This window comes from Pseudomonas sp. TE3786 (assembly GCF_054057335.1).
Map to the genome: position 1 here is coordinate 174,089 of NZ_JBSRZF010000004.1, position 22,311 is coordinate 196,399.

Consider the following 22,311-nt stretch of genomic DNA (forward strand, 5'->3'; position numbering starts at 1 on the left):
TCGGCATCGGTGGTGAGTCAAGACTTCGGTCGGGAAAAGCGCCTGCTGACCCCTCGACAATTCAAGACAGTCTTTGACTCCCCCAGCGGTAAGGTTCCGGGTAAGAACGTCCTGCTGTTAGCGCGCAACAACGATCTCGATCATCCCCGCCTGGGTCTGGTCATCGGCAAGAAGAGCGTCAAGCTCTCTGTTGAGCGCAATCGCCTGAAACGCGTAATTCGCGATTCATTCCGCCTAAATCAGGACAACCTGGTGGGCTGGGATATCGTAGTGGTTGCGCGTAAAGGCCTAGGTGATCTGGAGAACACCGAGTTGGCTCACCAATTCGGCAAACTCTGGAAACGCTTGGCACGCAGCAAGCCAAGCCCGGAAGTCCTTCCCGCAGCGGGGGTTACCGACAGTCCCCATGCGTAAACTGGCACTCGCTTCAATCCAAGTTTATCGCTACGCCATCAGCCCATTGATGGCCAGCCACTGTCGTTTTTATCCCAGCTGTTCCTGCTACGCGTATGAAGCCATTGAACACCATGGCTTCATACGTGGCGGCTGGCTGACCCTGCGTCGGTTAGGTCGCTGTCACCCATGGAATCCCGGTGGTTACGATCCGGTTCCAGTCGCCCCCATTTCCCGACCCCCTTCGATGGCCGAGTAATCATGGATATTAAACGCTCGATCCTGATCGCCGCGCTCGCAATCGTGTCCTATGTCATGGTTCTCAAGTGGAACGAAGACTACGGGCAAACGTCCTTGCCGACTGCGAGTACCAACGCCGCGACCAACACCAGCCCGGCGCAGTCCGATGTACCCAGTGCCAACGGTGCAACCGCCAGCGACGTGCCTAGCGCGCCTTCCGCTCAACCCGCCAGCACACCTGCCGCGACTACCGTCGCCAGCAAAGACTTGATCCGGGTTAAGACCGACGTACTTGAGCTGGCCATCGACCCGGCTGGTGGCGACATTGTTCAACTGACGCTGCCGCAATACCCGCGCCGTCAGGACCGCCCGGATGTTCCGTTTCAACTGTTCGATAACGGCAACGAGCGCATCTACCTGGCACAAAGCGGCCTGATCGGTGGTGCCAACGCCCCTGACTCTGCTGCTGACGTTCGCCCGGTTTGGCAAAGCGCGCAACGCAGCTACCAACTGGCTGACGGTCAGAACAGCCTGGCGGTGGATCTCACCTACAGCCTGAACGGCGTCAACTACATCAAGCGTTTTAGCTTCAAACGCGGTTTGAACCCGGAATGCTCGGCCAAAGAACAAGAGCTGAAAAAACCGGGTTGTGTCGATCCTTCGTCCTATCAGGTTGAAGTGCGTTATCTGATCGACAACCAGGGCACCGCCGCCTGGGCCGGCAACATGTTTGCCCAGCTCAAACGCGATAACAGCGACGATCCGTCGAAAACCGCCGCCACCAGCACCGCCACCTATCTCGGCGCGGCAATGGCCACCCACGACTCCGCGTACAAGAAAGTGTCGATGAAAGATATCGACAAGACGCCAGTCAAAGACACCGTGAAAGGCGGCTGGGTTGCCTGGTTGCAGCACTACTTTGTGACCGCATGGATCCCGGGCCAGGATGGTGAGAACACCGTTCAAACCCGCAAAGACTCCAAAGGCAACTACATCATCGGCTACACCAGCCCGACCGTAAGCGTCGCGCCAGGCAGCAAAGGTGAAGTGTCAGCCATTCTTTATGCCGGTCCGAAAATCCAGAAACACCTGGGTTCGCTCGCACCTGGCCTGGAACTGACCGTCGATTACGGCATTCTGTGGTTTATCGCTCAGCCGATCTTCTGGCTGCTGCAACATATCCACAGCATCCTGGGTAACTGGGGCTGGTCGATCATCGTGTTGACCATGGTGATCAAAGGCTTCTTCTTCCCGCTCTCCGCCGCCAGCTACAAGTCGATGGCGCGCATGCGTGCCGTTGCACCTAAACTGGCTGCCCTGAAAGAGCAACATGGCGATGACCGGCAAAAAATGTCGCAAGCCATGATGGAGCTGTACAAGAAAGAGAAGATCAACCCCTTGGGTGGCTGCCTGCCGATTCTGGTGCAGATGCCGGTCTTCCTGGCCTTGTACTGGGTACTGCTGGAAAGTGTTGAGATGCGCCAGGCACCATGGATGTTCTGGATCACCGACCTGTCGATCAAAGACCCGTTCTTCATTCTGCCGTTGATCATGGGCGCTACCATGTTCATCCAGCAGCAGCTGAACCCGGCTCCGCCAGATCCGATGCAGGCCAAGGTGATGAAAATGATGCCAATCATCTTCACCTTCTTCTTCCTGTGGTTCCCGGCGGGTCTGGTGCTGTATTGGGTAGTCAACAACTGCCTGTCCATTGCCCAGCAGTGGTACATCACCCGCAAGATCGAAGCTGCAACCAAGGCTGCCAACGCATAACCCTGGCTTGCTAAGCTGAACCAGCGCCCCGCCCGAGCAATCAGTGGCGGGGCGTTTTGCTATTTGCCTGATGCTATTTGAAGAGAAGCGCGCCATGAGCAACGTCCGAGAAACCATCGCCGCCGTCGCCACCGCCCAAGGGCGCGCGGGAGTGGGCATCGTCCGCGTTTCCGGCCCCAAGGCCAGCGCTATCGCGGAAGCTATCAGCCAACGCCAGCTGAAGCCGCGTTATGCCCACTACGGGCCATTTCACGGCGAGCAGAATCTGGTTCTTGATGAAGGGTTGGCGCTGTATTTCCCCGGCCCCCACTCCTTTACCGGTGAAGACGTCCTGGAGCTTCAGGGTCACGGCGGTCCGGTGGTACTCGATCTGCTGTTGCGTCGCTGCCTGCAGCTTGGCGCGCGGCTGGCTCGTCCCGGGGAATTCAGCGAACGCGCATTTCTCAACGACAAGCTGGATCTGGCTCAGGCCGAGGCCATCGCCGACCTTATCGAAGCCAGCTCCGAACAAGCTGCACGCAATGCCCTGCGCTCGCTGCAAGGCGAGTTCTCACGCCGCGTGCATGGCCTTACCGAGCGCCTGATATCGCTACGCATCTATGTAGAAGCGGCAATCGACTTCCCCGAAGAGGAAATCGACTTCCTCGCTGACGGCCATGTGCTCGCCATGCTCAACGAGGTGCGCAGCGACCTTGCAGCCGTGCAACGCGAAGCCAACCAGGGAGCGCTGCTGCGTGACGGTATGACGGTGGTGATCGCCGGGCGCCCCAATGCCGGAAAATCCAGCCTGCTCAATGCCTTGGCCGGACGGGAAGCGGCTATCGTTACCGAAATTGCCGGCACCACCCGCGATGTGCTGCGTGAACATATCCACATCGACGGTATGCCGCTGCATGTAGTGGATACCGCAGGTCTGCGCGACACCGATGACCAGGTGGAAAAGATCGGCGTCGAGCGAGCGCTGAAAGCCATTGGCGAGGCGGATCGGGTGTTACTGGTAGTGGATGCCACCTCCGCCGAAGCTAGCGACCCATTCGCCCTGTGGCCCGAGTTCCTCAGCCAGCGGCCGGATCCGGCCAAAGTCACCCTGATTCGCAATAAGGCAGACCTTTCCGGTGAAGCCGTCGCTCTGGAGGTCAGCGACGACGCCCATGTCACCATCAGCCTCTCTGCGCGCTCAGCAGCCGGCCTCGATCTGCTACGCGACCACCTGAAAGCCTGTATGGGTTACGAACAGACCGCGGAAAGCAGCTTCAGCGCCCGCAGACGCCACCTGGAAGCGCTAGAGCAGGCCAATCAGTCGCTGAAACATGGTTATGCACAGCTGACGCTGGCCGGTGCCGGAGAGCTGCTGGCGGAAGATCTGCGCATCGCTCAACAGGCTCTGGGCGAAATCACCGGCGCATTTAGCTCCGATGACCTGCTTGGCCGCATCTTCTCCAGCTTCTGCATCGGTAAATAGCGGCAGCCATTGGCTTCGGCCCCGCTTGCAAAGTGCGCAGGCGGGGTTTTTTTATGCCTGAAAAGTAATCAACAGACCAATTTTAAACCCTGTGGATAACAGCCCCTAAGCCCAGTCGATAACCATGGGGCAAAGCTGGGGATGAACCCGCCTGTGCACAACTTGCCCTTCCATCCACAGGCTCAAGGCGGTTATCCAGAATGCTCCGGGGCAGATGATCACAGCCTTATACAATTCCATACACAGCGTGCTTGAGGCCTGTAGCGATCTATCCACAGAAAACAGGCGCATAAGTAATAAACATAAAAACAAAGCTTTAAAAAATTCTCTCTTCTCTTTCTTTATTAACCGAGCGACCTGGACAACCTTCCAGCCAACCTGAGCCATTGGCTATTTTTTGTTCAAAAGGCTTCTTTCAACCCGGCTAAATCCCTATACTTGCCGCCTTTCCGCTTTTCCCCAGTTCGCCGGGTCAGTTAAAAGCCTCCCCCAATTCTCAACAGGCACGAGGTGCGTGGTGGATTTCCCTTCCCGTTTTGATGTCATCGTTATCGGCGGCGGCCATGCCGGCACTGAAGCAGCACTTGCTGCTGCACGCATGGGCGTGAAAACCCTGCTGCTCAGCCACAACGTCGACACCCTCGGGCACATGAGCTGCAACCCTGCCATCGGCGGCATCGGCAAAAGCCATCTGGTAAAGGAAATCGACGCCCTTGGCGGCGCCATGGCAGAGGCCACCGACAAAGGCGGCATCCAGTTCCGCGTGCTCAACAGCCGCAAGGGCCCAGCCGTTCGTGCAACACGCGCCCAGGCTGACCGCATGCTGTACAAAGCGGCCATTCGCGAAACCCTGGAGAATCAACCCAACCTGTGGATATTTCAGCAATCCTGTGACGACCTGATCGTCGAGCAGGATCAGGTACGTGGTGTGGTCACCCAGATGGGCCTGCGTTTCTTCGCCGAATCCGTTGTACTCACCACAGGCACCTTCCTCGGCGGACTTATCCACATCGGTCTGCAGAACCACTCAGGTGGCCGCGCTGGTGATCCACCCTCGATTGCCCTGGCTCAGCGTCTACGCGAGCACCCGCTGCGCGTAGGTCGATTGAAAACCGGTACCCCGCCACGCATCGATGGTCGTTCGGTGGATTTCTCGGTGATGACCGAGCAACCAGGCGATACGCCCATTCCAGTGATGTCGTTCCTCGGCAACAAGGAACAACACCCCCGCCAGGTCAGTTGCTGGATTACCCACACCAACGCCCGCACCCACGAGATCATCGCCGCCAACCTCAACCGGTCGCCGATGTATTCTGGGGTAATCGAAGGCATTGGCCCACGCTACTGCCCGTCGATTGAAGACAAGATCCACCGCTTTGCCGACAAGGACAGCCATCAGGTATTTATCGAGCCCGAAGGCCTGAATACCCATGAGCTGTACCCCAACGGCATTTCCACCTCGCTGCCATTCGATGTGCAATTGGAACTGGTGCGCTCGATTCGCGGCATGGAGAACGCCCATATCGTTCGCCCGGGCTATGCCATCGAGTACGACTACTTCGATCCCCGTGATCTGAAGTACAGCCTGGAGACCAAAGTGATCGCTGGCCTGTTTTTCGCCGGCCAGATTAACGGCACCACTGGGTACGAAGAAGCCGGCGCACAGGGACTATTGGCCGGTGCCAACGCCGCGCTGCGCGCCCAGGGTAAAGACAGCTGGTGCCCGCGTCGTGACGAGGCTTATATCGGTGTTCTGGTCGACGACCTGATTACCCTCGGCACCCAAGAGCCGTACCGCATGTTCACCTCGCGTGCCGAGTACCGTCTGATTCTGCGTGAAGACAACGCCGACCTGCGCCTGACCGAAAAAGGCCGCGAGCTGGGCCTGGTCGATGACCGCCGTTGGGCCGCGTTCTGTGCCAAGCGCGAAGGCATCGAGCTGGAAGAGCAACGTCTGAAAAGCACTTGGGTGCGTCCAAACACACCACAAGGCGATGCCATTGCCGAGCGCTTCGGTACCCCGCTGACCCACGAGTACAACCTGATGAGTCTGCTGACCCGTCCGGAAGTGGACTACTCCGGTCTGATCGAAGTGACCGGCCCTGGCCACGATGATCCTCAGGTTGCCGAACAGGTCGAGATCAAGACCAAGTACGCCGGTTACATCGACCGTCAGCAGGACGAAATCGCCCGCCTGCGCGCCAGCGAAAACACCAAGCTGCCGGCCGATATCGACTACGCCGCCATTGCCGGGCTGTCCAAAGAGATCCAGAGCAAGCTCGGCCAGGCTCGCCCGGAAACCTTGGGCCAGGCCTCGCGGATTCCAGGCGTGACCCCCGCAGCGATTTCCCTGTTGATGATCAACCTGAAAAAACGCTCGGCCGGTCGTGAGCTGGAGCAAAGCGCCTGATGTCCCTGGTAACCCCGCAACACGCCGAAGAATTATCCCGAGGTGCCGCTGAACTGGGCGTCGAACTGAGCGAACAGCAACATAGCCAGTTGCTGGGCTACCTCGCCCTGCTGATCAAGTGGAACAAGGCCTACAACCTCACCGCCGTGCGCGACCCGGATGAAATGGTTTCGCGCCACCTGCTCGATAGCCTCAGCGTGGTGCGCTACGTCGCCGAAGGTGGCAGCACCTGGCTGGACGTCGGCAGCGGTGGCGGCATGCCCGGTATTCCGTTGGCGATCATGTTTCCCGAGCGCCAGTTCACCCTGCTGGACTCCAATGGCAAGAAGACCCGTTTCCTCACTCAGGTGAAACTCGAGCTCAAGCTGGCCAATCTGGAAGTTATCCACAGCCGGGTGGAAGCGTTCGCGCCATCCCAACCGTTCAGCGGCATTTGCTCGCGGGCATTCAGCTCGCTGCAGGATTTTTCCGACTGGACCCGCCATCTGGGTGATACCGATACCCGTTGGCTGGCCATGAAAGGCGTGCACCCGGATGACGAGCTGCAAGCCTTGCCTGCCGACTTTAAATTGGCTGCAACGCACGTCCTCAAGGTTCCCGGTTGCCAAGGTCAGCGTCATCTGTTGATACTGCGCCGCATCATATGATCGGGACTGACGCTGACCATGGCTAAAGTATTCGCCATCGCCAACCAGAAAGGCGGTGTGGCCAAGACCACTACCTGCATCAACCTGGCGGCTTCACTGGTTGCGACCAAGCGTCGTGTGCTGTTGATCGACCTCGATCCACAGGGCAATGCCACCACCGGTAGCGGTGTGGATAAGTTGGCGCTGGAGCATTCGATCTACGACGTGCTGATCGGTGAGTGCGATCTGGGTCAGGCCATGCAGTTTTCCGAACATGGCGGCTACCAGCTACTACCGGCCAACCGCGACCTGACTGCCGCCGAAGTGGCTCTGCTGGATATGCCAGCCAAGGAAAACCGGCTGCGCGAAGCGCTGGCACCGATCCGCGAAAACTACGACTACATCCTGATCGATTGCCCACCTTCACTGTCCATGTTGACGGTGAATGCGCTGGTGGCCGCCGATGGGGTGATCATTCCGATGCAGTGCGAGTACTACGCATTGGAAGGTCTGACCGACCTGGTCAACTCGATCCAGCGCATCGGCAAGCTGCTTAACCCGACGCTGAAAATCGAAGGCCTGCTGCGCACCATGTACGACCCGCGCATCAGCCTGACCAACGATGTCTCCGCGCAGCTCAAGGCGCACTTTGGCGAGCAGCTTTACGACACCGTTATTCCCCGCAATGTACGCCTCGCCGAGGCACCGAGCTTCGGCATGCCGGCCTTGGCGTACGACAAGCAATCCCGTGGCGCTCTTGCCTACCTGGCACTGGCCGGTGAGTTGTCCCGGCGTCAGCGCAGCGCCACCCGAACCGCAAAAGCATAAGGATTATCCATGGCCAGCAAAAAACGAGGTCTCGGACGCGGACTGGACGCCCTGCTGGGCGGTACCAGTGTCAATGCTTTGCAGGAAGAAGCCGCGCAGGTCGATACCCGTGAGCTGCAATATGTGCCGCTGGATCTGATTCAGCGCGGCAAGTACCAGCCGCGCCGCGACATGGACTCCACTGCCCTGGAAGAACTGGCGCAGTCGATCCGCGCCCAGGGTGTGATGCAACCGATCGTGGTCCGCCCTATCGGCAGTGGCCGCTTCGAGATCATCGCCGGCGAACGCCGTTGGCGCGCCAGCCAGATCGCTGGCCTGGACAAGATACCGGCCATGGTCCGCGAAGTACCGGACGAAGCCGCCATCGCCATGGCGCTGATCGAGAACATCCAGCGCGAAGACCTCAACCCCATCGAAGAAGCCGTGGCCTTGCAGCGTTTGCAGCAGGAGTTCCAGCTCACCCAGCAGCAAGTGGCAGAAGCGGTGGGCAAGTCGCGGGTAACCATCACCAACCTGCTGCGTTTGATCTCCCTGCCTGAAGAAATCAAAACCTTGTTGTCCCATGGCGATCTGGAAATGGGCCACGCTCGCGCATTGCTCGGTTTGCCCGCAGAACAGCAGGTAGAAGGGGCGCGACATGTTGTCGCACGAGCCCTGACTGTGCGCCAAACCGAGGCACTGGTTCGCCAGTGGCTGAGCACCAAAGAGAAGCCTGCGGTGGTGACCAAAGTCGACCCCGATATCAGTCGTCTCGAACAGCGCCTTGCAGAGCGCCTGGGCTCTCCAGTGCAGATCAAGCATGGGCAGAAGGGCAAAGGCCAGTTGGTGATCCGCTACAACTCGCTGGACGAATTGCAGGGTGTTCTGGCCCACATCCGCTAAGCTCCGCTACGAAACAATTGCTCATGTAGCGGGTAGTCGGAAATCACTACCGGGCAGTTGAATAGGGGGGGAACGCCCCCTATACTCTGCGCGCATTTTGTCGGCACAAACTATGCCAAGTCGTTGATTGTACGGCGACTGACACCAGAGGCCGAAAGCCGGAGAACAGTGATGGATGCACGCACGCCCAACCGCCTGCCCTTCCATCGTTTGCCGGTGTTTCCCGTGTTGTTCGTTCAACTCGTCGTATTGCTAACCGCAGCCGTCGTGTTGTGGCAATGGCGCGGCACGGTAAGTGGCTACTCTGGCGCGCTCGGCGGATTGATTGCCTGGTTACCGAACATGTATTTCGCCCACAAGGCTTTCCGGTTTACCGGAGCCAGGGCAGCCCAAGCGATAGTCCGGTCTTTTTATGCCGGCGAAGCGGGCAAGCTGATTCTGACGGCAGTGCTGTTTGCACTGACGTTCGCAGGGGTGAAACCACTGGAAGCGCTGGCGGTATTCGGCGTGTTCTTTCTGACCCAGTCGGTCAATTGGTTCGCTCCCCTGCTCACTAGAACAAGATTTTTGAGACCTTAGGGCGTTTGAGGCAAACATGGCAGAACAAACCGCTTCGGGCTATATCCAGCACCACTTGCAGAACCTGACTTTCGGGAAGACGCACACCGGTGATTGGGGCTTTGCCCACACTGCACAAGAAGCCAAAGAAATGGGCTTCTGGGCATTCCACGTTGATACCCTGGGCTGGTCTGTTGCCCTGGGTCTTATCTTCATCCTGCTGTTCCGCATGGCCGCCAAAAAAGCCACATCCGGCCAGCCTGGCGGTCTGCAGAACTTCGTCGAAGTGATGATCGAGTTCGTCGACACCAGCGTTAAGGACAGCTTCCACGGCCGCAACAAGTTGATCGCGCCCCTGGCACTGACCATTTTCGTCTGGGTGTTCCTGATGAACGCCATCGACCTGGTGCCGGTGGACTGGATTCCGAAATTGGCCGCGCTGATTTCTGGCGATCACCACATTCCGTTCCGCGCTGTATCCACCACTGACCCGAATGCCACCCTCGGCATGGCGTTCTCGGTGTTCGCGCTGATCATTTTCTACAGCATCAAAGTCAAGGGCATCGGTGGTTTCATCGGTGAACTGACCCTGCACCCATTCAGCAGCAAGAACATCGCCGTCCAGATCATTCTGATCCCGGTCAACTTCCTGCTGGAGTTCGTCACCCTGATTGCCAAGCCTATTTCGTTGGCACTGCGGTTGTTCGGCAACATGTACGCCGGTGAGCTGGTGTTCATTCTGATCGCTGTGATGTTCGGCAGTGGTCTACTGTGGCTGAGCACCCTGGGTGTGGCGCTGCAGTGGGCATGGGCGGTGTTCCACATCCTGATCATTACCCTGCAAGCGTTCATCTTCATGATGCTCACCATCGTTTATCTGTCGATGGCGCACGAAGACAACCACTGATAGCGCTTACCCGCTGTCAGTGAGCGGCCTCTGCCTGGGGCCGCAAGCAATTTTGCTTTACCGCTTTACCTTAAAAACCTTAAACCAATACGACATAAAAAGTCGGGAGGAAAGATGGAAACTGTAGTTGGTCTGACCGCGATCGCCGTTGCACTGCTGATTGGCCTGGGTGCCCTGGGTACCGCCATTGGTTTCGGCCTGCTGGGCGGCAAGTTCCTGGAAGGCGCTGCGCGTCAGCCGGAAATGGTTCCGATGCTGCAAGTTAAAATGTTCATCGTGGCTGGTCTGCTGGACGCCGTGACCATGATCGGCGTTGGTATCGCACTGTTCTTCACCTTCGCGAACCCCTTCGTTGGTCAACTCGCAGGCTAATCACTCGTTTTCGAGTGATTGGTTTGACGGACAACGAACGAGCGAGGTGTTGGCGTGAACATTAATGCAACCCTGATTGGCCAGTCCGTTGCCTTCTTCATCTTTGTGCTCTTTTGCATGAAGTTCGTGTGGCCTCCGGTCATCGCGGCTTTGCAAGAGCGTCAAAAGAAGATTGCTGATGGACTGGACGCTGCAAGCCGTGCGGCTCGCGACCTGGAGCTCGCCCACGAGAAAGTGGGTCAGCAACTGCGCGAAGCCAAAACTCAGGCAGCTGAAATCATTGAGCAAGCGAAAAAGCGCGCTACCCAGATCGTCGACGAAGCTCGCGATCAGGCCCGTGTCGAAGGTGATCGCCTGAAGTCTCAGGCTCAGGCCGAGATCGAACAGGAACTGAACAGCGTCAAAGACGCCCTGCGTGCCCAACTGGGTGGCTTGGCGATCAGCGGTGCTGAGAAGATTCTGGGTGCCACCATCGACCAAAACGCGCATGCGGAGCTGGTTTCCAAACTGGCAGCCGAAATTTAAGCGAGGGCGCGATCATGGCAGAACTGACCACGTTGGCCCGACCTTACGCCAAGGCAGCTTTTGAGTACGCTCAGGCCCACCAGCAACTGGCCAATTGGTCAGCCATGCTCGGCCTGGCTGCGGAGGTGTCGCAAGACGCCACCGTACAGCGCGTGCTTACGGCCCCGCGTTTGACGAGTACAGACAAGGCCACCGCCTTCATCGAGGTGTGTGGTGACAAGTTCGATGCCAAGGTACAGAACTTCATCCAGGTATTAGCCGAGAACAACCGTCTCGTGCTGTTGCCGCAAATCGCCGAATTGTTCGAGCTGTTGAAAGCCGAGCAGGAAAAATCGGTCGATGTGGATGTAACCAGTGCCTTTGCATTGAACGACGAACAGCAAGACAAACTCGCCAAGGTTCTCAGTGCACGGCTCGGCCGGGAAGTGCGCCTGCACGCTGCGGAGGATGCCAGCCTTATTGGTGGCGTCGTAATCCGCGCCGGCGACCTGGTTATCGATGGCTCAGTTCGCGGCAAAATCGCGAAACTAGCCGAAGCATTGAAATCTTGAGTTTGAAGGGGCAGCAGAGCAATGCAGCAACTCAATCCTTCCGAAATTAGTGAAATCATCAAGGGTCGCATCGACAAGCTCGATGTGGCCTCCCAAGCCCGTAACGAAGGCACCATCGTCAGCGTGTCTGACGGTATCGTGCGGATTCACGGTCTCGCCGACGCTATGTACGGCGAAATGATCGAGTTCCCGGGCGGCGTCTATGGCATGGCCATGAACCTCGAGCGCGACTCCGTCGGTGCCGTGGTTCTGGGCGTGTACCAGTCGCTGGCTGAAGGCATGAGCGCCAAGTGCACCGGCCGCATCCTCGAAGTTCCGGTTGGTCCGGAACTGCTGGGTCGCGTAGTCGATGCCCTGGGTAACCCTGTCGACGGTAAAGGCCCGCTGAACAACGTCGCTACCGACGCGGTTGAAAAGGTTGCACCGGGCGTGATCTGGCGTAAATCGGTCGACCAGCCAGTGCAAACTGGCTACAAGGCCGTCGACGCTATGATCCCGGTTGGTCGCGGTCAGCGTGAGCTGATCATCGGTGACCGTCAGATCGGTAAAACCGCTCTGGCCATCGACGCCATCATCAACCAGAAGAACAGCGGCATCCGTTGCGTCTACGTGGCTATCGGTCAGAAACAATCGACCATCGCCAACGTGGTTCGCAAACTGGAAGAAAACGGCGCGTTGGCTAACACCATCATCGTCGCTGCCAGTGCTTCCGAATCCGCTGCGCTGCAATTCATTGCACCGTACTCCGGTTGCACCATGGGCGAATACTTCCGTGACCGCGGTGAAGACGCGCTGATCGTTTATGACGATCTGTCCAAGCAGGCTGTGGCGTATCGCCAGATCTCCCTGCTGCTGCGTCGTCCGCCAGGTCGCGAAGCTTACCCAGGTGACGTGTTCTATCTCCACAGCCGTCTGCTGGAGCGCGCATCCCGCGTTTCCGAAGAGTACGTTGAGAAGTTCACCAACGGCGCGGTAACTGGCAAAACCGGTTCCCTGACCGCTCTGCCGATCATCGAAACCCAGGCTGGCGACGTTTCCGCGTTCGTTCCGACCAACGTGATTTCCATCACCGACGGTCAGATCTTCCTGGAATCGGCCATGTTCAACTCCGGCATCCGTCCGGCAGTGAACGCCGGTGTTTCGGTATCGCGTGTTGGTGGTGCTGCTCAGACCAAGATCATCAAGAAGCTCTCCGGTGGTATCCGTACCGCTCTGGCTCAGTACCGTGAATTGGCCGCTTTCGCCCAGTTCGCTTCTGACCTGGACGAAGCCACCCGTAAGCAGCTTGAGCATGGTCAGCGCGTTACCGAGCTGATGAAGCAGAAGCAATATGCGCCGATGTCCACCGCCGACATGGCGTTGTCCCTGTATGCCGCCGAGCGTGGCTACCTGGTCGACGTCGAGATCGCGAAAATCGGCAGCTTCGAACAAGCTCTGATTGCTTACTTCAACCGCGATCTGGCCGATCTGATGGCCAAGATCAACGTGAAGGGTGACTTCAATGACGAAATCGACGCTGGCATGAAAGCCGGTATCGAGAAGTTCAAAGCCACCCAAACCTGGTAAGCCGCGATGGGGGCCCAGGCCCCCATCCTGCTGGCCGATAGGTGTACCTATATAGGTGTTGCATGGCAGGCGCAAAAGAGATTCGCAGCAAGATTGCGAGCATCAAAAGCACGCAAAAGATCACCAGCGCCATGGAAAAGGTCGCTGTCAGCAAGATGCGCAGAGCACAAATGCGCATGGCTGCCAGCCGTCCTTACGCGGAGCGTATCCGCCAGGTGATTGGTCATCTGGCCAACGCTAACCCGGAATACCGTCACCCATTCATGATCGACCGCGAAGTAAAGCGTGTGGGTTATGTGGTGGTGAGCAGTGACCGTGGTTTGTGCGGTGGCTTGAATACCAACCTGTTCAAGGCCCTGGTCAAGGACATGGCGGTTAACCGCGAACAAGGCGTAGAGATCGATCTCTGCGTAGTAGGCAGCAAGGGTGCGGCGTTTTTCCGCAACTTCGGCGGCAACGTCGTTGCTGCAATCAGCCACTTGGGCGAAGAGCCGTCGATCAATGATCTGATCGGCAGCGTCAAAGTGATGCTGGATGCCTACCTGGATGGCCGTATTGATCGCCTGTCCGTGGTTTCCAACAAGTTCGTCAACACGATGACGCAGAAGCCGACAGTGGAACAGTTGATTCCGCTGGAAGCCGATCCGGATCAAGATCTCAAGCATCACTGGGACTATCTCTACGAACCCGACGCCAAAGAGCTGCTAGACGGCCTGATGGTGCGCTACGTGGAGTCGCAGGTTTACCAGGCGGTGGTCGAGAACAACGCTGCTGAACAAGCAGCCCGGATGATCGCGATGAAGAATGCGACTGACAACGCCGGTGATCTGATCAGCGATTTGCAGCTGATCTACAACAAGGCACGTCAGGCGGCGATCACCCAAGAGATCTCGGAAATCGTTGGCGGCGCTGCCGCGGTTTGATACCGGTTCAAATATTCAGAGGATCCAGCTATGAGTAGCGGACGTATCGTACAAATCATCGGCGCCGTGATTGACGTGGAATTTCCACGTGATCAGGTTCCGAGCATCTACGACGCCTTGAAAGTTCAAGGCGCCGAAACCACTCTCGAAGTTCAGCAGCAGCTGGGCGACGGCGTGGTTCGTACCATTGCGATGGGCTCGACCGAAGGCTTGAAGCGCGGTCTGGACGTCAACAACACTGGCGCAGCCATCTCCGTACCGGTCGGTAAAGCGACCTTGGGCCGGATCATGGACGTACTGGGCAACCCAATCGACGAAGCCGGCCCGATCGGCGAAGAAGAGCGTTGGGGCATTCACCGCCCAGCACCTTCCTTCGCGGAACAAGCTGGCGGCAACGACCTCCTGGAAACCGGCATCAAGGTTATCGACCTGGTTTGCCCGTTTGCCAAAGGCGGTAAGGTTGGTCTGTTCGGTGGTGCCGGTGTTGGTAAAACCGTAAACATGATGGAGCTGATCCGTAACATCGCGATCGAACACAGCGGTTATTCCGTGTTCGCCGGTGTGGGTGAGCGTACTCGTGAAGGTAACGACTTCTACCACGAGATGAAGGACTCCAACGTTCTCGACAAAGTAGCTCTGGTCTACGGTCAGATGAACGAGCCACCAGGCAACCGTCTGCGCGTAGCGCTGACCGGCCTGACCATGGCTGAGAAATTCCGTGACGAAGGTAACGACGTTCTGCTGTTCGTCGACAACATCTACCGTTACACCCTCGCCGGTACCGAAGTATCCGCACTGCTGGGCCGTATGCCTTCGGCAGTAGGTTACCAGCCGACCCTGGCCGAAGAGATGGGCGTTCTGCAAGAGCGTATTACTTCGACCAAGCAAGGTTCGATCACCTCGATCCAAGCGGTATACGTACCAGCGGACGACTTGACCGACCCGTCGCCAGCGACCACCTTCGCCCACTTGGACGCCACCGTCGTTCTGTCCCGTGACATCGCTTCCCTGGGTATCTACCCAGCGGTAGACCCACTGGACTCGACTTCCCGTCAGCTGGATCCGAACGTGATCGGCCAGGACCACTACGACACCGCTCGCGGCGTCCAGTACGTTCTGCAGCGCTACAAAGAGCTGAAAGACATCATCGCGATCCTGGGTATGGACGAGCTGTCGGAATCCGACAAGCAGCTGGTATCCCGCGCTCGTAAGATTCAGCGCTTCTTGTCGCAGCCGTTCTTCGTGGCTGAAGTCTTCACCGGTTCTTCGGGTAAATACGTTTCCCTGAAAGACACCATTGCTGGCTTCAAAGGCATCCTCAACGGTGACTACGACCACCTGCCAGAACAAGCGTTCTACATGGTCGGCGGCATCGAAGAAGCTATCGAGAAAGCCAAGAAACTGTAATCCCAGCGCCCGGCAACGGGCGCTAATCAGGTTGAGGCAAGCAAATGGCTATGACAGTCCATTGCGATATCGTCAGCGCAGAAGGCGAAATCTTCTCCGGTCTGGTGGAGATGGTGGTTGCGAGCGGTCTCTTGGGTGATCTTGGTATCGCCATGGGTCACGCCCCGTTGATCACTGCTTTGAAGCCGGGCCCGATTCGCCTGATCAAGCAAGGCGGCGACACCGAGGTGTTCTACATCTCCGGTGGTTTCCTGGAAGTGCAACCGAACATGGTTAAGGTCTTGGCCGACACCGTGCAACGTGCAGACGACCTGGATGAAGCTTCTGCTCAAGAGGCCCTCAAGGCCGCTGAGAAAGCCCTGCACGAGAAAGGCGCGGAGTTCGACTACGGTTCCGCTTCTGCTCGTCTGGCCGAGGCCGCAGCTCAGCTGCGCACCGTTCAGCAAATTCGCAAGAAGTTCGGCGGCTAACCCCGCTGGTCTTCATCGCGATCAAGTAAAAGGGTAGCCTTGGCTACCCTTTTTCTTTTTCTGAAAAAGGTATTTCGCCCGCCCGGGCTAGCGCTTCACCTCGTAGTTTGTCGTTATCCGTATAGATAGTTCTTGTGCATTCCTTCGGCTGGGCGCCACGTCCACCGAACCCCTAGCCAACCTGCTCAGGACCCCGCCCCATGTCACTCGATATCGTTATCCTCGCCGCCGGCCAAGGCACCCGCATGCGTTCCGCATTGCCCAAGGTGCTGCACCCCATCGCCGGTAAATCCATGCTGGGACACGTTATCGACACCGCACGGCAGCTGCAGCCGCAGAGCATCCAAGTGGTGATTGGGCATGGTGCGGACAAGGTTCGTGATCAGCTTGCGGCGACCGATTTGAGCTTTGTCCTGCAAGCCGAGCAACTGGGCACCGGGCATGCCGTGGCGCAGGCGCTGCCGAAACTCTCGGCGGAAAAGGTGCTGATTCTCTATGGCGATGTGCCGCTGATCGAAGAGCAAACGCTGCAGCGTCTGCTGGCCCTGGTGAACGAGCAACAGCTTGGTCTGCTCACCGTCGAACTGGCCGATCCCACCGGCTACGGCCGCATCTTGCGTAACGCCCAAGGCAGCGTGCAGGCCATCGTCGAACACAAAGACGCCAACGACGCCCAACGCGCCATCCGCGAAGGCAACACCGGCATCCTCGCCGTGCCGGGCAAACGTCTGGCCGACTGGCTGGGTCGCCTGTCCAATAGCAACGCCCAGGGCGAGTACTACCTCACCGACGTGATCGCCATGGCCGTGGCCGATGGTCTGGTGGTCGCCACCGAACAAGCCAACGACGAAATGGAAGTGCTCGGTGCCAACGACCGCATCCAGTTGGCCCAACTCGAGCGTCACTACCAATATCGCGCCGGGCGTCGCCTGATGGCCCAGGGCGTCACCCTGATCGACCCGGCGCGTTTCGATGTGCGCGGCGAAGTCAGCGTTGGCCGCGATGTGCTTATCGACATCAACGTCATCCTCGAAGGTCGAGTGGTGATCGAAGATAACGTGCAGATCGGCCCCAACTGCGTGATCAAGAACTCCACGCTGCGCCAGGGTGCCATCGTCAAAGCCAGCAGCCACCTGGAAGGGGCCGATTTGGGCGAAGGTGCCGATTGCGGTCCGTTCGCCCGTCTGCGACCAGGGTCGGTACTGGGTGCGAAAGCCCATGTGGGTAACTTCGTCGAACTGAAAAACGCCGTGCTCGGTGAAGGTGCCAAAGCTGGCCATCTCAGCTACCTGGGTGACGCCGAAATCGGTGCGCGTACCAACATCGGCGCTGGCACCATCACCTGTAACTATGACGGTGCCAACAAGCACCGCACCGTATTGGGCGCTGACGTATTTATCGGTTCCAACAGTGCGCTGGTCGCCCCCGTCACCCTGGGTGATGGCGCTACCACCGGTGCCGGTTCGGTGATCACTGCCGACGTTCCTGCTGCCACCCTCGGCGTCGGCCGCGCCAAACAGCGCAATATCGAAGGCTGGAAGCGGCCGGTCAAGAAGTAGGGCGAATATCGCCATAGGCGATATCCGCCGATTCGCGATTCCCCGGAAAACGAAACGACGAATACACCGTTGGTGTATTCGCCCTACGCCGCGCTCCCACAAATTTCCCCTTGACGCAAAACCTTCGGTTTGTTTTGATTCGCGCACTTATCTTTCGAATCGAAACTTACGCATGTCGAAGCGCAACACACCGCAACGTCGCCACACGATTCTTGCCTTGCTCGCTGAGCACGGCGAGGTGAGTGTCGACGAGCTGTCCAAAGCCTTCGCCACCTCCGAAGTGACCATTCGTAAAGACCTCGCCGCCCTCGAAAGCAACGGCCTGCTGTTGCGCCGTTACGGCGGTGCCGTGCCGATGCCGCAAGAGCTGATCGCCGATAGCGCCCAACCCGTGTCCCAGTACAAACAAGCCATCGCCCGTGCTGGTGTGGCCTGTATCAAGGAACACGCGCGCATCATCATCGACAGCGGTACCACCACGGCGGCGATGATTCCCCAGCTCGGCCACAAACCCGGCCTGGTGGTGATGACCAACTCGCTGAATGTGGCCAGCGCCCTCAGTGAACTGGAACACGAGCCGGTGTTGTTGATGACCGGCGGCACTTGGGACCCGCACTCCGAATCCTTCCAGGGCCAAGTCGCCGAACAGGTGCTGCGCTCCTATGATTTCGACCAATTGTTTATCGGTGCCGATGGCATCGACCTGGCCCGCGGCACCACCACCTTCAACGAATTGCTCGGTCTTAGCCGGGTGATGGCTGAAGTCGCCCGCGAAGTGATTGTGATGGTCGAGTCCGACAAGATCGGCCGCAAGATTCCCAACCTGGAACTGCCCTGGAGCAGCATCCAGACCCTGATCACCGATGACCGCCTCGACTTTGAAGCGCGGGCATCCATCACCGCGCGTGGGGTCCACCTGATCTGCGCGGCGCTGCAAGCTTAAGGAGATAACTATGTGTGGCATCGTCGGCGCGGTCGCTGAGCGCAATATCACCGCCATCCTGGTGGAAGGCCTTAAACGTCTGGAATACCGCGGCTATGACAGCGCTGGCCTGGCAGTCTTCAGCACCGACGGTGTGCTCGAGCGCCGCCGCCGCGTTGGCAAGGTCGGCGAGCTGGAACAGGCTCTCGCCGGCGAACCCCTGGCCGGCCGCCTGGGCATCGCCCACACCCGCTGGGCCACCCATGGCGCACCCAGCGAGCGCAACGCCCACCCGCATTTCTCCGGCAGTGACCTGGCGGTGGTGCACAACGGCATCATCGAAAACCACGAGGCCCTGCGTAAGCAACTGCAGGGCCTGGGCTATGTGTTCAGCTCGGACACCGATACCGAAGTCATCGTCCATCTGCTCGACCACAAGCTCAAAGAATTCGGCGACCTTACTGTCGCGCTCAAGGCCACAGTGAAAGATCTGCACGGCGCCTACGGCCTGGCCGTGATCAGCTCCAAGCAACCCGACCGCCTGCTCGCCGCCCGCAGCGGCAGCCCATTGGTAATCGGCCTGGGCCTGGGGGAAAACTTCCTCGCCTCCGACCAGTTGGCCCTGCGCCAGGTCACCGACCGTTTCATGTACCTGGAAGAAGGCGATATCGCCGAAATTCGCCGCGACAGCGTGCAGATCTGGAGCGTCGACGGCCAGCCGGTGGTGCGTGAAAGCGTGCAGTACCACGAAGGTGCCGAGGCCGCCGACAAGGGTGCCTACCGCCACTTTATGCTCAAGGAAATCCACGAACAGCCCAAGGTCGTGCAGCGCACCCTCGAAGGCCGTCTGGGGGCCGACCATGTGTTGGTGCAAGCCTTCGGCCCGCAGGCTGCCGAGCTGTTCGCCAAGGTGCAGAACGTACAGATCGTTGCCTGTGGCACCAGCTTCCACGCCGGCATGGTCGCTCGTTACTGGCTAGAAGACCTGGCCGGCATCCCCTGCCAGGTCGAAGTGGCCAGCGAATTCCGCTACCGCAAGGTGGTGGTGCAGCCGGGCACCCTGTTCGTCAGCATTTCCCAGTCCGGCGAAACCGCCGACACCCTTGCCGCTCTGCGAAATGGCAAGGCCAAGGGCCCGGACAACGGTGGCTACCTGGCCAGCCTGGCGATCTGCAACGTCGGCATCAGCTCCCTGGTACGCGAATCCGACCTGACCCTGCTGACCCAGGCCGGCCCGGAAATCGGCGTGGCCTCCACCAAAGCCTTCACCACCCAGTTGGTGGCGTTGATGCTGTTGACCCTGTCCCTCGGCCAAGTCCGCGGCACCCTGGGGCAAGGCGTAGAGGCCGAGCTGGTGGACGAACTGCGCCGCTTGCCAACCCGCCTGGGCGAAGCCTTGGCCATGGACGGCACGGTGGAGAAAATCGCCGAGCTGTTCGCGGAAAAACACCACGCCCTGTTCCTTGGCCGTGGCGCGCAATACCCGGTGGCCATGGAAGGCGCGCTCAAGCTCAAAGAGATCTCCTATATCCACGCCGAAGCCTACCCGGCTGGCGAGCTGAAACATGGCCCGTTGGCACTGGTAGATAGCGATATGCCGGTGGTCACTGTGGCACCCAACAACGAGCTACTGGAAAAGCTCAAATCCAACCTGCAGGAAGTTCGCGCCCGTGGCGGCGAGCTGGTGGTATTCGCCGACGGTCAGGCCGGCATGAGTAACGGCGAAGGCACTCACGTGGTGAATATGCCGCACATTTCCGACGCCCTGGCACCGATCCTCTACACCCTGCCGCTGCAGCTGCTGTCCTACTACGTGGCAGTGCTGCGCGGCACCGACGTCGACCAGCCGCGTAATCTGGCCAAGAGCGTCACCGTCGAGTAAGCCCACGAGGCTGTGGGTAACCCACTTATCCACAGCCTCTCTCCGCGTTATACCCCCGCTTGCAAATCCCCGCCCCACCCCCTGTCACGAAATGAAAAGCCCCTGTCGTGCGATGAGAAGCACTGGCTTCGGGGCGGTTCTACAGTCCAATCCACGCTATTGGTGGCTAACAACAAGACTGGAGAATAGGCATGGCCAAAGCCGTCCGTTTGTACGAGGCAGGGGGTCCGGAGGTGTTGCGCTACGAGGACGTCGAGGTCGGCGAGCCCGGCCCCAGGCACGTGCGCATTCGTCATGTGGCGGTCGGTTTGAACTATGCCGACACCTATTTCCGCAATGGTACGTATGCGATCCCGCTGCCTAACGGCATTGGCGTGGAAGCTGCCGGTGTGGTGGTGGAGCTCGGTGAGGGAGTGAGCAACGTGGCGGTGGGTGACCGGGTCACCTACACCGGGTTTATCAACACCCTTGGTGCCTACAGCACCGAGCGGCTGATTCCCGCTGCGGCGTTGATCAAGCTGCCGGAAACCATCGCTTTCGAAACCGCTGCGGCGATGACCATGCGCGGTTTGACGTCGGCCTACCTGATGCGCCGTATCCATGCCTTCAAACCGGGTGACACCATTCTGTTGCACGCCGCTGCCGGCGGCGTCGGCCTGATCGTGGCGCAGTGGGCCAAGCTGCTCGGCCTCAATGTGATTGGTACCGTTTCCACCGAGGCCAAGGCCGAAGTGGCGCGTGCCCACGGTTGCGACCACACCATCAACTACGGCGTCGAAGACGTCGCCCAGCGCGTACGCGCCCTGACCGATGGGCGGGGCGTCGATGTGGTGTTCGACAGCGTTGGCAAGAACACCTTCAACGGCTCGCTGGACTCGCTCAAGCGCCGCGGCCTGTTGGTCTGTGTCGGCACGGCTTCCGGGCCGATCCCGCCGTTCGACCCGGTGCTGTTGGCCATGAAAGGTTCGCTGTTCGTTACCCGTCCGGCACTCGCCGACTACATCGCCGATCCGGCGGAAAAGGCCGAGTTGGCCGGCGAGCTGTTCGACCACGTTGGTAGCGGGCGCATCAAGATCGAGATCAACCAGCACTACGCCCTGCAGGACGCGGTGCAGGCTCACCGTGATCTGGAGTCGCGCAAAACCACCGGCTCATCGATTTTCGTCATTTGAGGAGCGTGCCATGCGAGTCGAACAACTGACCTGCGCCATTGGCGCCGAACTGAGTGGCGTAAACCTGGGCGATGTCGCCCGCGACGACGGCCTGTTCGCCGAGATCAAAGCGCTGCTTTTGCAACACAAGGTGCTGTTTCTGCGCGAGCAGGATTTCAGCCGCGCCGAGCACGTGGCGTTTGCCCGTCGTTTTGGCGAGCTGGAGGACCACCCGGTATCAGGCAGCGATCCGGAGCATCCGGGCCTGGTGCGCATCTACAAATCACCGGACGCGGTCAACGACCGCTACGAAAATGCCTGGCACACCGACGCCACCTGGCGCGAAGTGCCGCCCATGGGTTGCGTGCTGCGCTGCGTGGAGTGCCCACCCGTGGGCGGCGACACCATGTGGGCGAATATGGGCCTGGCTTACGAAAACCTGCCGGCTGAAATCAAGGACAAGATCGCCGGCCTGCGCGCCCGCCACAGTATCGAAGCGAGTTTCGGTGCGGCCATGCCGATCGAAAAACGCCTGGCGCTCAAGGCCATGTACCCGGATGCCGAGCACCCCGTGGTGCGCACCCATCCGGAAACCGGCGAGAAGGTGCTGTTCGTCAACGCCTTCACCACCCACTTCAGCAACTACCACACCGCGGCCAACGTACGCTTCGGCCAGGACGCCAACCCTGGTGCCGGCGAGCTGCTGCGCTACCTGATCAGCCAGGTGTACATCCCCGAATACCAAGTGCGCTGGCGCTGGAAACCCAACAGCGTGGCGATCTGGGACAACCGTTGCACCCAGCATTACGCCGTCATGGATTACCCGCCATGCCACCGCAAGATGGAGCGCGCCGGGATCATCGGCGACAAGCCCTTCTAAACCCTTTAGGCCCGTTCCGTTCCC

Annotated in this window: 22 protein-coding genes; all 22 read left to right on the forward strand. The window is 59.2% G+C overall.

Going from position 1 to position 22,311, the window contains the following annotated elements; all coding sequences use genetic code 11:
• Positions 1-12 precede the first annotated feature (12 nt).
• The 22 genes from rnpA to ACVW0Y_RS07080 all read left to right on the forward strand — a co-directional run bounded on the left by rnpA (position 13) and on the right by ACVW0Y_RS07080 (position 22,287).
• Positions 13-414 (forward strand): ribonuclease P protein component, encoded by a 402-nt coding sequence (gene rnpA / locus ACVW0Y_RS06975; RefSeq protein ID WP_457436991.1) that lies wholly within the window; start codon positions 13-15, stop codon positions 412-414.
• Positions 407-652: a membrane protein insertion efficiency factor YidD gene (gene yidD / locus ACVW0Y_RS06980; protein WP_457436992.1), complete on the forward strand. Its 246-nt coding sequence runs from the start codon at positions 407-409 to the stop codon at positions 650-652. The genes rnpA and yidD overlap by 8 nt, the downstream gene beginning before the upstream one ends.
• Positions 653-654: 2 nt before the next feature.
• Positions 655-2,406 carry a membrane protein insertase YidC gene (gene yidC / locus ACVW0Y_RS06985; RefSeq protein ID WP_457436994.1) on the forward strand — a complete coding sequence of 584 codons (1,752 nt, stop codon included), beginning with the start codon at positions 655-657 and terminating at the stop codon, positions 2,404-2,406.
• 94 nt (positions 2,407-2,500) lie between these two features.
• The gene (gene mnmE / locus ACVW0Y_RS06990) at positions 2,501-3,868 is read left to right on the forward strand and encodes a tRNA uridine-5-carboxymethylaminomethyl(34) synthesis GTPase MnmE (RefSeq protein WP_457436996.1); all 1,368 of its coding nucleotides are present in this window, start codon (positions 2,501-2,503) and stop codon (positions 3,866-3,868) included.
• Between the two features lie 517 nt (positions 3,869-4,385).
• The gene (mnmG, locus tag ACVW0Y_RS06995; protein WP_457436997.1) at positions 4,386-6,278 is read left to right on the forward strand and encodes a tRNA uridine-5-carboxymethylaminomethyl(34) synthesis enzyme MnmG; all 1,893 of its coding nucleotides are present in this window, start codon (positions 4,386-4,388) and stop codon (positions 6,276-6,278) included.
• On the forward strand, positions 6,278-6,925 hold the full coding sequence (rsmG, locus tag ACVW0Y_RS07000) for a 16S rRNA (guanine(527)-N(7))-methyltransferase RsmG (protein WP_457436998.1): 648 nt from the start codon (positions 6,278-6,280) through the stop codon (positions 6,923-6,925). Before mnmG ends, rsmG begins: the two co-directional genes overlap by 1 nt.
• 18 nt (positions 6,926-6,943) lie before the next feature.
• Complete coding sequence (locus ACVW0Y_RS07005; protein ID WP_457436999.1) at positions 6,944-7,732, forward strand: ParA family protein; 789 nt, start codon at positions 6,944-6,946, stop codon at positions 7,730-7,732.
• Positions 7,733-7,741: 9 nt separating this feature from the next.
• The gene (locus ACVW0Y_RS07010) at positions 7,742-8,614 is read left to right on the forward strand and encodes a ParB/RepB/Spo0J family partition protein (RefSeq protein WP_457437001.1); all 873 of its coding nucleotides are present in this window, start codon (positions 7,742-7,744) and stop codon (positions 8,612-8,614) included.
• A 171-nt stretch (positions 8,615-8,785) separates the two neighbouring features.
• A complete protein-coding gene (locus ACVW0Y_RS07015; RefSeq protein WP_457437002.1) occupies positions 8,786-9,193 on the forward strand; it encodes a F0F1 ATP synthase subunit I in 408 nt (135 codons plus the stop codon).
• 16 nt (positions 9,194-9,209) lie between these two features.
• On the forward strand, positions 9,210-10,079 hold the full coding sequence (atpB, locus tag ACVW0Y_RS07020) for a F0F1 ATP synthase subunit A (RefSeq protein ID WP_457437004.1): 870 nt from the start codon (positions 9,210-9,212) through the stop codon (positions 10,077-10,079).
• 114 nt (positions 10,080-10,193) lie between these two features.
• The gene (atpE, locus tag ACVW0Y_RS07025) at positions 10,194-10,451 is read left to right on the forward strand and encodes a F0F1 ATP synthase subunit C (protein ID WP_002555987.1); all 258 of its coding nucleotides are present in this window, start codon (positions 10,194-10,196) and stop codon (positions 10,449-10,451) included.
• Positions 10,452-10,505: 54 nt separating this feature from the next.
• On the forward strand, positions 10,506-10,976 hold the full coding sequence (locus ACVW0Y_RS07030) for a F0F1 ATP synthase subunit B (protein ID WP_457437005.1): 471 nt from the start codon (positions 10,506-10,508) through the stop codon (positions 10,974-10,976).
• Positions 10,977-10,990: 14 nt separating this feature from the next.
• A complete protein-coding gene (locus ACVW0Y_RS07035; protein WP_457437006.1) occupies positions 10,991-11,527 on the forward strand; it encodes a F0F1 ATP synthase subunit delta in 537 nt (178 codons plus the stop codon).
• Positions 11,528-11,548: 21 nt separating this feature from the next.
• On the forward strand, positions 11,549-13,093 hold the full coding sequence (gene atpA / locus ACVW0Y_RS07040; RefSeq protein WP_457437007.1) for a F0F1 ATP synthase subunit alpha: 1,545 nt from the start codon (positions 11,549-11,551) through the stop codon (positions 13,091-13,093).
• A gap of 62 nt (positions 13,094-13,155) precedes the next feature.
• On the forward strand, positions 13,156-14,016 hold the full coding sequence (atpG, locus tag ACVW0Y_RS07045; RefSeq protein ID WP_457437008.1) for a F0F1 ATP synthase subunit gamma: 861 nt from the start codon (positions 13,156-13,158) through the stop codon (positions 14,014-14,016).
• A gap of 30 nt (positions 14,017-14,046) precedes the next feature.
• Positions 14,047-15,423, forward strand: a complete 1,377-nt coding sequence (gene atpD, locus ACVW0Y_RS07050; protein WP_457437010.1) for a F0F1 ATP synthase subunit beta — start codon at positions 14,047-14,049, stop codon at positions 15,421-15,423.
• A 44-nt stretch (positions 15,424-15,467) separates the two neighbouring features.
• Positions 15,468-15,893 (forward strand): F0F1 ATP synthase subunit epsilon, encoded by a 426-nt coding sequence (locus ACVW0Y_RS07055; RefSeq protein ID WP_457437011.1) that lies wholly within the window; start codon positions 15,468-15,470, stop codon positions 15,891-15,893.
• 200 nt (positions 15,894-16,093) lie between these two features.
• Positions 16,094-17,452 carry a bifunctional UDP-N-acetylglucosamine diphosphorylase/glucosamine-1-phosphate N-acetyltransferase GlmU gene (gene glmU, locus ACVW0Y_RS07060; protein WP_457437013.1) on the forward strand — a complete coding sequence of 453 codons (1,359 nt, stop codon included), beginning with the start codon at positions 16,094-16,096 and terminating at the stop codon, positions 17,450-17,452.
• Between the two features lie 172 nt (positions 17,453-17,624).
• A complete protein-coding gene (locus tag ACVW0Y_RS07065) occupies positions 17,625-18,395 on the forward strand; it encodes a DeoR/GlpR family DNA-binding transcription regulator (protein ID WP_457437015.1) in 771 nt (256 codons plus the stop codon).
• Between the two features lie 10 nt (positions 18,396-18,405).
• Positions 18,406-20,256: a glutamine--fructose-6-phosphate transaminase (isomerizing) gene (glmS, locus tag ACVW0Y_RS07070; protein ID WP_457437016.1), complete on the forward strand. Its 1,851-nt coding sequence runs from the start codon at positions 18,406-18,408 to the stop codon at positions 20,254-20,256.
• A 191-nt stretch (positions 20,257-20,447) separates the two neighbouring features.
• On the forward strand, positions 20,448-21,428 hold the full coding sequence (locus tag ACVW0Y_RS07075; RefSeq protein WP_457437018.1) for a quinone oxidoreductase family protein: 981 nt from the start codon (positions 20,448-20,450) through the stop codon (positions 21,426-21,428).
• 10 nt (positions 21,429-21,438) lie between these two features.
• Entirely contained in the window at positions 21,439-22,287 is an 849-nt protein-coding gene (locus tag ACVW0Y_RS07080) for a TauD/TfdA dioxygenase family protein (RefSeq protein WP_457437020.1), read from the forward strand.
• Positions 22,288-22,311: the final 24 nt, after the last annotated feature.